This is a genomic window from Pandoraea sp. XJJ-1, from assembly GCF_026802345.1.
Lineage (GTDB): Bacteria > Pseudomonadota > Gammaproteobacteria > Burkholderiales > Burkholderiaceae > Pandoraea > Pandoraea cepalis.
In genome coordinates, this window is sequence record NZ_CP113827.1 from 654,740 (window position 1) to 666,664 (window position 11,925).

The 11,925-nt window shown below is 64.5% G+C and carries 11 protein-coding genes; 4 read left to right on the forward strand and 7 right to left on the reverse strand.

Going from position 1 to position 11,925, the window contains the following annotated elements:
* Positions 1 to 217: 217 nt before the first annotated feature.
* The 5 genes from OYT13_RS02955 to gtdA form a co-directional block, all read right to left on the reverse strand.
* Positions 218 to 1,561, reverse strand: a complete 1,344-nt coding sequence (locus tag OYT13_RS02955; protein WP_017232580.1) for an MFS transporter — start codon at positions 1,559 to 1,561, stop codon at positions 218 to 220.
* Positions 1,562 to 1,768: 207 nt separating this feature from the next.
* Positions 1,769 to 2,986 carry a 3-hydroxybenzoate 6-monooxygenase gene (locus tag OYT13_RS02960; RefSeq protein WP_268567221.1) on the reverse strand — a complete coding sequence of 406 codons (1,218 nt, stop codon included), beginning with the start codon at positions 2,984 to 2,986 and terminating at the stop codon, positions 1,769 to 1,771.
* 40 nt (positions 2,987 to 3,026) lie between these two features.
* Positions 3,027 to 3,668 (reverse strand): maleylacetoacetate isomerase, encoded by a 642-nt coding sequence (gene maiA, locus OYT13_RS02965; RefSeq protein ID WP_268567222.1) that lies wholly within the window; start codon positions 3,666 to 3,668, stop codon positions 3,027 to 3,029.
* Positions 3,669 to 3,677: 9 nt separating this feature from the next.
* Positions 3,678 to 4,376 (reverse strand): fumarylacetoacetate hydrolase family protein, encoded by a 699-nt coding sequence (locus tag OYT13_RS02970; protein WP_017232577.1) that lies wholly within the window; start codon positions 4,374 to 4,376, stop codon positions 3,678 to 3,680.
* A 99-nt stretch (positions 4,377 to 4,475) separates the two neighbouring features.
* On the reverse strand, positions 4,476 to 5,513 hold the full coding sequence (gtdA, locus tag OYT13_RS02975) for a gentisate 1,2-dioxygenase (protein ID WP_017232576.1): 1,038 nt from the start codon (positions 5,511 to 5,513) through the stop codon (positions 4,476 to 4,478).
* 193 nt (positions 5,514 to 5,706) lie between these two features.
* Here gtdA and OYT13_RS02980 point away from each other — a divergent pair, with 193 nt between their 5' ends.
* From OYT13_RS02980 to OYT13_RS02990, 3 genes are all read left to right on the forward strand, one after another.
* Positions 5,707 to 6,657, forward strand: coding sequence for a LysR family transcriptional regulator (locus OYT13_RS02980; RefSeq protein WP_017232575.1), 951 nt, complete (start codon positions 5,707 to 5,709; stop codon positions 6,655 to 6,657).
* A gap of 73 nt (positions 6,658 to 6,730) precedes the next feature.
* Positions 6,731 to 7,312, forward strand: a complete 582-nt coding sequence (gene ruvA / locus OYT13_RS02985) for a Holliday junction branch migration protein RuvA (RefSeq protein ID WP_017232574.1) — start codon at positions 6,731 to 6,733, stop codon at positions 7,310 to 7,312.
* A 53-nt stretch (positions 7,313 to 7,365) separates the two neighbouring features.
* Entirely contained in the window at positions 7,366 to 8,274 is a 909-nt protein-coding gene (locus tag OYT13_RS02990; protein WP_261939264.1) for a LysR family transcriptional regulator, read from the forward strand.
* A gap of 28 nt (positions 8,275 to 8,302) precedes the next feature.
* Here OYT13_RS02990 and OYT13_RS02995 read toward each other — a convergent pair whose 3' ends face one another.
* Both OYT13_RS02995 and OYT13_RS03000 read right to left on the reverse strand, forming a co-directional pair.
* Positions 8,303 to 9,592 (reverse strand): MFS family transporter, encoded by a 1,290-nt coding sequence (locus OYT13_RS02995; RefSeq protein ID WP_017232572.1) that lies wholly within the window; start codon positions 9,590 to 9,592, stop codon positions 8,303 to 8,305.
* Between the two features lie 393 nt (positions 9,593 to 9,985).
* On the reverse strand, positions 9,986 to 10,858 hold the full coding sequence (locus tag OYT13_RS03000) for a LysR family transcriptional regulator (RefSeq protein WP_017232571.1): 873 nt from the start codon (positions 10,856 to 10,858) through the stop codon (positions 9,986 to 9,988).
* Positions 10,859 to 11,058: 200 nt separating this feature from the next.
* Here OYT13_RS03000 and OYT13_RS03005 point away from each other — a divergent pair, with 200 nt between their 5' ends.
* Positions 11,059 to 11,919, forward strand: coding sequence for a transporter substrate-binding domain-containing protein (locus OYT13_RS03005; protein WP_150562323.1), 861 nt, complete (start codon positions 11,059 to 11,061; stop codon positions 11,917 to 11,919).
* The last annotated feature ends 6 nt before the right edge of the window (positions 11,920 to 11,925 follow it).

The window sequence follows — 11,925 nt, forward strand, 5'->3', positions numbered from 1 at the left end:
GGTGCCGAATGGACACCTCGAATTCGCCGCCAGTCGACACTGTATGCCTATCCGCAACGATTTGCGCGATGCAACACGCCACGCGACCTCCTTGCTGTCGGGATTTCCCGGCCCGAAACGCACGCGGGCGCCATCGCACAATGCGAATGGCGCCCGCCCAAGCCCGAGACCCGCGGCAGTGTGCGTTACGTATGCCTTGTTGCGTGGGCCGAAACGCTTAGGCCGTGGCTTGCACCGCGTGCGTGGCCTGATGATGACGCAGGCGACCCAGCGTGAGCATCGTCAGACCGGCGAGCACGGCGGGCACGCCGATGGCGGCGAAAAGGGCCGGCATCGACCAGCCCATGGCGAGCATCGACGCCCCGCCAACCGAGCCGACCACCGACCCCAGTCTCCCGACGCCATTGGCCCAGCTCACGCCCGTGGCGCGGCAATCCGTGGGATAGAAGCCAGCGGACAGCGCGTTCGCGCCGACCTGACCGCCCGACACGCAGAACCCGGCCCAGAACACGGCCACCGAGGCGAGCACGGGAGAACTGGCGACAGGACCGACAGCGGCGACACACACGCCCGCAAGCACGTAAGCCGCAGCAAGCACGTAGTGTGGGTTGAAGCGGTCCATCAACCCGCCGAGCACGATGGCGCCGAGCGTGCCGCCGACCTGGAACATCGAGGTGACGATGGCGGCGTCGCGCAGCGTCAGGCCGTTGGTGCGAAGCAGCGTGGGCAACCAGCTCGAGAGCAGATAGATCACGAGCAGGCTCATGAAGAACGTGATCCAGAAAAGCAGCGTGCCCCGCAGCAATTCGGGTTTGAACAGATGCTTCACCGGCGACGTGGTCGACGGCTTCGTCGCGACGTTGAACGTCGCACCACGCAGATCCTCATTCGGCGCAATGCGTTGTAGCGATGCCGCGATGCGCTCCGGCGACTTGCCCGCCATCACGAGATAGCGCACCGACTCGGGCAGCGCGCGCATCAGGAGTACAGCGAGCACGAGCGGCATGACGCCGCCCACGATCAGCACGGCGCGCCAGCCGAAGGCGTCGATCAACCCGGCCGACGCGAGACCGCCCAGCGCCGAGCCAAGCGTGAAGCCGCAGAACATGGTCGTTACGAGGAACGAACGGCGCGACTCAGGGCAGTACTCCGACGTCAGCGTGATCGCGTTCGGCATGGCGCCGCCGAGTCCGAGGCCCGTCAGAAACCGCAATGCGATCAGTTGCCACAGTTCCATCGACCCTGCGGACGCGAGACTCGCCAGACCGAAGAACACCACGGAGAAGATGAGAATGGTCTTGCGGCCGAACTTGTCGGCGAGCGGCCCGAACAGGAATGCGCCGGCCATCAGGCCCGCGAGCCCGGCGCCGAAAAGGGGCGCGAGCAGCGCCGGGGTGAGCGACCATTCGGCGCGAATGGCCGGGGCGATGAAGCCGATGGCCGCCGTGTCGAAACCGTCGATGGCGACGATCAGGAAGCACAGCACGACGATCATCACCTGGAACGGGGAAATGCGATGGCGGTCGATGAACGCCGTCACGTTGATGGGGGTGGCTGGCATGGGTTGTCTCCTCAGGGTTGCCAGAAGCGGCGCGGCAAGTCAGCCGTCGTCGCCGAAACGTGTTGCCGTGATTGTTGTTATTAGTGCTGCCGAGCCCCCGTATCGCGAGACGCGAGGCGAGGGGGGCCGCGCGACGGTGTGGGACCGTCGCGTGGCGGGATGCCCGGATGCCGGGCGGTGAATCGAGAGGTAGGGCGTGGTTAGCGCTCAGGCCTCAGCCAGCCACGGGGTTTGCGATAGGCAATGCTCGGCGCGCCAGCCGTGCAGCCATTGCAGGGCGTCGTAGAACTGCGTTTGCGTGCGGCCCTTCCACAGCGAGTTGCGCACCCAGCGATCCACCCCCTTGGCGTGGTAGACACGGCCCATGTCGCGCGCGCCGTAGAGCACGCGGGCGGTGCGGGGAATGCGGGCGTGCTCGTAGCGGCGGAAGGCGTCGACGAAATCGCCGTTCGCCGCCGCATACGCGGCGCCGAGCGTGACGGCGTCTTCGAGTGCCTGGCAGGCGCCTTGCGCGATGTACTGCGTCATCGGGTGGGCGGCGTCGCCCAGGATCGTGGCGCGCCCGAAGCTCCACTGCGCGACCGGATCGCGGTCGGCGGTGGCCCAGCGTCGCCACGAGGTCGGACGGTCGAGCATCTGGTGCGGCAGCGCATCGATGCCTTCGAAGTACGACAGCACCTCTTCCTTGCTGCCGTCGCGTACGCCCCAGACTTCCTGCTCGCGGCTGTGGAACGTGACCACGAGGTTGTATTGCGTGCCGCCGCGCAACGGGTAATGCACGAGGTGGCAGTTCGGTCCTGCCCAGACGACCGGCGCGTTGACCTGCAAGTCCTTCGGCATGTTCTCGACGTCGACGACCGCGCGATACACCACGTGACCGGTCACGCGCGGCTCGTCGCCGATCAGCACGGCGCGCACGGCGGACTTCACGCCGTCGCAGCCGATCACGGCGTCGGCCGTGTGTCGCTCGCCGTGCTGGTCGATGACGGTGACGTGCTTGTCGTCCTGCGCCAGCGAGACGACCCGCGTCGCGGTGCGGAACTGAATCAACGGATTGCGCTGTACCGCTTCCAGAATCGACAGATGGATGTCGGCGCGGTGGATCACGGCGTACGGATTGCCGAAGCGCTCGCGATACGGCGCGCCGACGTCGACTTGCGCGATGATGCTGCGGTCGATGGCGTCGCGCAGCGTGATGTGGTCGGTGAAGACCGAACGCCCGCGCGCTGCCTCACCGACGCCGAGGGCGTCGAGTGCTGCGAACGCATTGGCGGCGAGCTGAATGCCCGCGCCGATCTCGCCGATGGTCTCGGCCTGCTCCAGCAGTTCGATTTGCACGCCCTGATTGGCGAGCGCGAGTGCAGCCGCCAGGCCGCCGATGCCACCGCCAACGACCAGCGCTTTGGGTTGAGAGGTTTGACTCATGGTTGTCTCCTGCGGCCTGTCCAGCCGTTCTGGATAGAAATCAGGCCGTGTAATCCGGCTGACGATTGGGCGCTGCCGCGCGGAAAGCCGGATGTGTCTCCGCCTGCGCGTAGACCGCCATCGCTCGCGGATACGCCGACAAATCGCAACCCATGCGCCGGGCATTGGCGATTTGCGGAATCAGGCAGACGTCGGCGAGCGTCGGTGCATCGCCGAAGCACCATGCGCCGTGTCCATGCTTGCCGAGCAATCGCTCCACGCCTGCCATGCCCTCGTCGACCCAGTGGCGGTACCACGCGTTCTTCTGCTCGACGCTGAGGCCCAGCGGGCCTTGCAGATACTTCAGAATGCGCAGGTTATTCACCGGGTGCATGTCGCAACTGACGAGCATCGCCAATTCGAGCACGCGGGCGCGTGCCTCGATGTCCTGCGGCACCAGACGCGGCTCGGGATATTTCGCGTCGAGATAGTCGAGGATGGCGAGCGACTGGCCGAGCGCGATCTCGCCGTCGATCAGGGCGGGCACGCTGGCCGACGGATTGACCTCGTCGACATACGCGCCGGCGCGATGCTCGCCGGCGCGGATATTCACCGGAATGGTGTCGAATTCCAGCCCTTTGAGCGCGAGCGCAATGCGCACGCGATACGAGGTCGAGCTGTTGAAGAAGCTATAGAGCTGCATGACGAGGCCTCAGACCACGCGCACGGTGATCTCGCCGAGCCCTTCCACGGCGGTGACCATCGTCTCTCCTGCCTTGACCGGGCCCACGCCTTCGGGCGTGCCGGTGTAGATCAGATCGCCCGGCTCGAGACGGAAGAACTGCGACAGGTACGAGACGGTTTCCGCCACCGACCAGATCAGATGGGTGACGTCGCTTTTCTGCTTTTGCACGCCGTCGACCGTCAGCGAAATCGCGCCCTTCTCGATATGACCGACGCTCGACACCGGATGAATCGGGCCGATCGGGGCCGAGTCATCGAATGCCTTGCCGATTTCCCACGGACGGCCCATTTCGCGCATCTTCATCTGCAGATCGCGGCGCGTCATGTCGAGCCCCACGGCGTAGCCCCAGACATGTTCGAGCGCCTGCTCGAGTGCAATGTCCGAGCCCGCCTTGCCGATCGCGGCGACCAGTTCGGCTTCGTAGTGATAGTTGGTCGTCTGGGCGGGATACTTCAACGTGAGCGTTTCGCCGTAGGCCACCGGCACCACGGCATCGGCCGGCTTGCAGAAGAAGAACGGCGGTTCGCGATCGGGATCGAAGCCCATTTCGCGGGCATGCGCGGCGTAGTTGCGGCCAACGCAGTACACGCGGCGCACGGCGAACTGGTCGGCGCTGCCGACAACGGGAATGGCGACGGTAGCGGGCGGAGCGAAGACGAAGGACATAGCGTTTGACTCGACGAATAAAGGAAAGGACACAGGCGGCGCGCGCCGCTCACGCGGGTGTTCGGCGCGCGGGGCCGGCAAGTGAGCGTTGGGTTGGCCTCAGGTGCGTGACTCGCGCAGCAGGTTCAGGGCGGCGAGCACGGGGCGATCGGAGTAGCTGAACAGTACGGCGTCGTCGAGCGCGGCGAGCTGCACCGGCGCCCACGAGGGCACGACGAAATGATCGCGCGGCTCGAACTGGAAGACTTCGTCGCCAATGCGCGCCGTGCCGCGACCCTCGACCACCGAGAAGACCGTTGCATCGGTGCTGCGATAGGTCTTGCCCTGGAAGCCGGCGGGCAGGTATTGCATGAACGTCGCCATCGTCGGCATCGGCCAGCCGCCGGTTGCCGGATTCACATAGCGCAACTTGATGCCGTCCCACGGATCGAGTTCGCCGTTGCGGTACAGCGTGTCGAGCGCTTCGCGCGAACGGGCATACGGATAGCTGAAGATCGGCGAGGTCGGCTCGCTGACCTTGTGATGCACCGGCAGCATGTTGTGGCCGTAACGCGCGAAGCTGTCGCCCTCTGGGCGCTGCACCGGCTGTTGCGACTCGGGGTAGTTCTCGGCAAAGCCGGCGTCGAAGTACTGCACGAGCGGAATGTCGAGCCCGTCGAGCCACACGACCGGCTCGCCGTCCGCCGGGTTGCCGTGGTCATGCCACGTCCACGACGGCGTGATGATGAAGTCGCCGGGGTGCATCGTGGTGCGCTCGCCGTTTACGGCCGTCCACGCACCGCGGCCTTCCACGATGAAGCGCAGGGCCGATTGCGTATGGCGATGGCTCGGTGCGATCTCACCCGGCAGAATGAGTTGCAGCCCGGCGTAAAGCGAACCCGTGATGCTCGACGAGCCCGGCGTTCCCGGGTTCTGCAAGACCAGCACGCGACGCACGGCCTCTTCGGCGCTGATGACGCGTCCCGCTTCCATCACGAGCGGGCGCACTTCGTTGTATTTCCAGAGGGCGGGCACCACGCGCGGGCGCGGCTGCGGGGGCACGAGACTGTGCAGCGATTCCCACAGCGGGGCCATGTGGTTGTGCCCGATGTGTTCGTAATAGGCAGCGCGATCGGCGCTGGGGGCGCGTTCGGACATGCGTGTCTCCGTGTCGATATGGGGCCCGGTCAACTCGTCTGACAAGCTCGGCCGACGAGGGCTTGCGGGTCTATGAGTAGCGTTATACTCGGCGAGACATATTCTTTGAAATGAATAAATCATCGGATCCATACGAAAAATAGTATGGATTGGGTGATTTTGGGGGCGTCCCGAGGGGGCCCGGAGACTTCGTATGGACTGGACCCATCGACTGCGTCTGCGCAATCTGCAAATGTTGCTGACCCTTGCGGAGACCGGCAACATGAGCCAGTCCGCGACATTGCTCAACACGACGCAACCCGGTTTGTCGAAGTGGCTCAAGGATTTGGAGGAGGACATTGGCCTGCCGCTGTTCGAGCGTCAGGCGCGGGGATTGCGTCCGACGGCCTACGGGGAATCCCTGATCCAGCACGCGCGGCGAATCGAGGCGCAGCTCGACACGGCGCGCGACGATCTCGACGCCATGCGCGAGGGCGGCAGCGGTTTGGTGGCGATCGGCACGTCGGGGGCGTCGTCGGCGGACACGGTGCCGCTCGCGATGTTGTTGCTCCTGCAGCGCATGCCCCGCGTGCAGGCCCGCGTGATCGAGAACACGATGGACCGGCTGATGAATCAGCTCGCGCACAGCGAGATCGATATCGTCGTTGGGCGCTCGGCCCCCGAACTGCAGGACCGCAACGTTCGCGCCGAGGCGCTATATCTGGAGCCGCTGCATTTCGTTGCGCGCGCGCGCCATCCGGTCTTTTCGCTCGACAGGGTGGACTGGCCCGACATGCAGCGTTACCGCTGGGTGGTCTGGCCGCGCGGCACGCCGATTCGCAACGCGCTGGAGGCGGCGCTCGCGGAGGCCGGTTATCCGTTGCCGAACGACACCGTCGAATCGAACTCCACGATTCTCAACCTGACGTTGCTCAACAACAGCGACATGATCGGCCTGGCGTCGCACCGCACGGCGAGTCGTCTGCAGGCGCTCGGGGCGTTGCGTATCGTGCCGTTGCGTCTGGCGGGGTTCGGGGCGATCTCGATGTACTGGCGCGACGACGGCGCGAACCGGGCTGCGGTGGCAGCGGCGCTTGAGTGTCTGCGCAGCGCGGCGAGACGCTCGACGGGCGACGCGGTCGCGGGCATCGAAGGCGACGGATGAGCTTGCCGAGTCCGTTGCCGAGCTGGCGGCTGCTACACTTGCCGCCTGTCGAAGTCACTCTCCCGAGGCGTCAATGATTGGCCGCATCTCCGGCACGTTGCTGGAAAAGAATCCACCGCACATCCTGGTCGATTGCCAGGGCGTAGGCTATGAAATCTCGGTGCCGATGAGCACCTTCTTCAACCTGCCGAATCTCGGCGAGCGCGTGACGTTGCTCACCCAGTTCATCGTGCGCGAAGACGCCCAACTGCTCTTCGGCTTCGGCTCGCCTGACGAGCGCAACACCTTTCGCGAACTGCTCAAGATCTCCGGCGTGGGCGCACGCACGGCACTTGCGATTCTCTCGGGCATGAGCGTCGCGGACATCGCCCAGGCCGTCACGCTGCAGGAGTCGGGACGTCTGACGAAGATCCCCGGCATCGGCAAGAAGACAGCCGAGCGTCTGCTGCTCGAACTCAAGGGCAAGCTCGGCGCGCAACTGGGCACGGTGCCCGGCGCGCTCACACCGCACGACCACAAGAGCGACGTCGTCAATGCATTGCTCGCGCTGGGCTACTCCGACAAGGAGGCGCTTGCCGCCGTCAAGAGCGTGCCCGACGGCACAAGCGTGTCCGATGGCATCAAGCACGCGCTCAAGTCGCTCTCCAAGGCCTGAGCGAAACACGAATCGGCCTCGTCGAGGCCGTGGGGAGGCCGTGAGGAGACGGTATGCAACTGCGATGGCTTGAAGACTTCGTCGAACTGGCACGCACGCGCAGTTTCACGCGAGCGGCGGAAAACCGTTTCGTCACGCACCCGGCATTCGGGCGACGCATCCGCGCCTTGGAAGAGTGGGTGGGCACACAGCTTGTCGAACGGAGCAAACCGCTCGAACTCACGGCTGCCGGCACCGTGTTTCTCGATGCGGCGACCAATGCGCTCGACATTCTTCACGGCGCTCGCACGCAGTTGCAGGACGCCGCGCCCACACTCGAAAACAATCTGAAGATCGCCACGGGCCGAACCTTGGCCGCCACCTTCTTTCCGGATTGGTACGACGAGGCGGTCTCGCGCATCGGCTTCTTCACCGCGACGCTGTCCACGGGAGGGGCCGAGGAGGCCATTCTGCGGCTCGCGGCCGGCGAGGTCGATCTGCTCATCGTGTATTCCAGTGCGCACACGCGGCTGTTGATCGATCAGGAGCGTTATGACTGGTTGAGTGTCGCGCGTGAGGTGCTGGTGCCGGTGAGTGCGCTCGACGCCAAGGGGCGCGCCACCTATCGGCTTGCCGCCGGCCCGTCGCCGATTCCCTGGCTGGCGTTCTCCCGCACGCTGACGTTGCGGGCCGTGCTGGCCCGCCATCTTGCCGAGATGGCAAACCGTCCCACGCTCAAGCCGGTGTATCAGGCCGATTCGTACGAAGCGATTCTGGCGATGGCGCGACGCGGCGCCGGTATCGCGTGGCTGCCGCAACGCCTGGTGGCCGACGACATTGCGCGCGGCACGCTCGCGATCGTGGGCGGCAAGGAATGGCAGATCGGCTTCGATATTGCGCTCTACCGGCGCCGGCACCAACCGCACCCGGTGCTCGACGCGATCTGGCAGAGCGCGCGTCAGGCCTCGGGGGACGACGCCTGAACCGCGCGCCAACCCCCGACGGGCCCGATCAGTGCTCGTGCTGCAGGTACTTTGCCTGACGCGGCAGGCGCAGGCTGACGAGGAACGCCAGGACCATCATGCCGGTCACGTACCAGTAGAATGTCGGCTCCATGCCGGCCTTCTTGAGGCCGAGCGCCACATATTCCGCCGAACCGCCGAAGATGGCATTGGCCACGGCGTAGGCCAGACCCACGCCGAGCGCACGCACTTCGATCGGGAACATCTCGGCCTTCACGATGCCGCTGATCGACGTGTAGAAGCTGACGATGGCGAGCGCCAGACAAATCAACAAAAACGCCGCGGTCGGGCTTTGCACCGTCTTGAGCGTGGTGAGGATCGGTACCGTGGCAATGGCACCGAGCGCGCTGAAGAGCAGCATGTTGGTGCGACGACCGATCTTGTCCGACAGCATGCCGAAGATCGGCTGCATGCACATGTAGACGAACAGGCAGCCCGTCATGATGTAGCTGGCGGTCTTGATCGGCATGCCGGCGGTGTTCACCAGGTACTTCTGCATGTACGTGGTGAAGGTGTAGAAGATCAGCGAGCCGCCGGCCGTGTAGCCCAGCACCGTGAAAAACGCAGCCTTGTGGTGGCGGAACAACCCGGCGATCGAACCGGCGTCGCGGCTGTTGCGGCTCGCGCTCGTCGACGTCTCGTGCAGCGTGCGACGCAGCAGCAAGGCAACGACCGCAGTGATCGCGCCGACCACGAACGGAATGCGCCAGCCCCAGGCCTTGAGTTCGGCCTCGCTGAGCAATTGCTGGAGAATCACAACGACGAGCACGGCAAGCAGCTGGCCGCCGATGAGCGTCACGTACTGGAACGACGAGAAGAAGCCGCGACGGCCCTTGAGCGCCACTTCACTCATGTACGTCGCCGTGGTGCCGTATTCGCCACCCACCGACAGACCTTGCAACAGACGCGCCACCAGCAACAACGCCGGAGCCCAGTTGCCGATGCTGGCGTGCGTCGGGAGCGCGGCGATCATCAGCGAGCCGAAGCACATCATCATCACCGAGATGACCATCGAGTTCTTGCGGCCGTTGCGATCGGCGATGCGGCCGAAGATCCAGCCGCCGATGGGGCGCATCAGGAAGCCTGCGGCAAACACGCCCGCGGTGTTGAGCAGCTGTGCGGTGGGATTGGCACTCGGGAAGAACGCCGGCGCGAAGTAGATCGCGCAGAACGCATAGATATAGAAGTCGAACCACTCGACCAGATTCCCGGACGATGCCGCAACAATCGCGAAGATGCGCTTGCGGATTTCTTCCGGCGTGGGCGGCTTGGTGGCCATGGCGGCGTCGGTAGTAGCTGTGTCTCTCATTTCTACGGGCGATGGTGACATCGCATTAATAACTACGTTTGCAACATGACGCTGATGCGCTCGCCTCACAGGGATCACCTGTCCGGAGGCACAACCAGGCATCGCGTCCCGGGGGCGGGCCAACTATAGCGGGTGTGGGCATGCGCAGACAATGCCTGAGTGCTGAATCGATTATTGTGAATATCGAAACAATTGTTTGGATTGTTGCGTTGCAGCATGGTGATCGCGCCCGTCGGACGGCGATTTGCGGGCGTGTTACGAGCGTTTTGATGGGCGGGACGACGCGCGGAAAATCGAGAAAATTTTTTTGGATGCCCTGTACACCGCATCGGCTAGCACGCCGCGCGGCCGAACCCTCACGCCTCATTCGCGCGGGTGACACTGCGCCAGCAGATCGAGAAACAGCTCCAGCGCGCGCGTCCTGGGCCGCGAGGCCTCGGTGATGGCGCTGATGGCATTCTCATACTCAGGCCCTGTCGGAACCTGCGCCAGTGCATGGCGCTTGCCAAACAGCGCGGCGTAGTACTGCGGCAACAGTCCGACGTAATGCCCGGAGAGGACCAGCATGGCGACAGCCTCCAGTCCTGACGCCGTTGGCCCTCGCGTCAGTCCGAGCGAATTGAGCGCTTCATGGACAAACGGCTGGCTCCGGTAGACGAGCGGGAGCGTCGACGCGTCCTTGATCCGATGCCGCGCAACGTATAGGCGGTGACGCTCGATAAACAGCGGCTGGTAGTGAAACCCGGCTTCGCGACGATACATCCCGCGAATGGCGATCTGTACCCGGCGCTCGCGCAACGCGAGGTCGAGCTCGTTGAACGTCATGACCGTGAGTTCGACCTTCACGTCGGGCGCCTGCGCCTTGAGCGCGGCAAGTGCCTCGGGTATGTGGCAGCCGATGTCGGACACGACGTGCTCGACCATGCCGATGGACAACGTGCCCGAGAGCACACCGCGCACCGCATCGATTTCGGGACGTATGCGCTCCAGCGACTTCAGCGCGTCGCGGGCAAGGTCCAGCGCGACCTTGCCCGCGTGCGTGAGAACAAATCCGGACGGTCCACGCTCGCACAAACGAGTACCCAAGGTTTCCTCGACCTCGCGAATGTGCCGGCTGATCGACGCCTTCGACATGTTCAGTTGCTTCTCCGCCGCCGCAAAGCCGCTGGCCTGAGCGACGGCACAGAAGATGCGCAACGAGCGCAGGTCACGCTCACTGAAGTCACGACTTGCCACTGCTCCACTCCCGGAAATAGCGCCAAACCTGCTGCGGATGGCGCGTGTCAAAAGGTTTCGTTTTTTGGAACCATACCAATAAAAAAATCATTTTTCATGATCTTTTTGCCCGCATACATTGGATTTCACTCGCACCGGGCCGGACCTGACCGAACCGATGCGCCAGCGCAATCCCCTACCCACACCCCGCGAGGCAAGCGATGAAGACCTGGTCCAGACGATCCTTTGTAAAGGCGACGCTCGCATCGAGCGCCGCATTGGCCCTGCCGGCCCTGCCGACGATGGCGTATGCCGAAGGCGGCACCCTGGCCGACATCAAGAAGCGCGGCAAGCTGACGGTCGGCACCGAGGCGGCCTACGAGCCGTTCGAGTTCGTGGAAAACGGTCAGGTGGTCGGATACGGGCACGATGTGCTTGAACTGATGGCGGCGAAACTCGGCGTGAAGCTCGAGCAGATGAACCTGCCGTTCCAGGGCTTGCTGCCGGGCCTGATGTCGCACAAGTTCGACTTTGTCGCCACCAGTGTGGGCATCACGCCGGAGCGCGCCAAGCGCTTCGCCTTCAGCCAGCCGGTCGGCGTGGTGCGTTCGGTTCTGATGGTGCGCGCCGACGACGTAGCGATCAAGCAGGACATGGACATCGCCGGGAAGACCATCGGCACCCAGATGGGATCGTCGTCGCAGCCGGTGGCCGACGAATTCGAGAAGGAACTGAAGGAAAAGACCGGCAAGGGATACGCCGGCACGCGCCTGTTTCAGGCCTATCCGGATGTGTCGAACGCGCTCGCGAACAAGACGATCGACGTGGCGCTGATGCCGTCCAATATCGCCGCCGTCCAGATGCGCAAGCAGCCCAACGTGTTCCGCATTGCCGGGACCATCGGCCAGCCGAAGCTGCTGGCATGGGTCGCCAATCCCAACGATCTGGAGATCCGCAAGTTCATCAACGATTCGCTCGATGAATTCCGCGCGAACGGCAAGCTCGCCGCCTTGCAGAAAAAGTGGTTCGGGGCGTCGATGGACATGCCGCACGCGAACTACCTGCCGCAAGGTGCCATTTGACGCCCG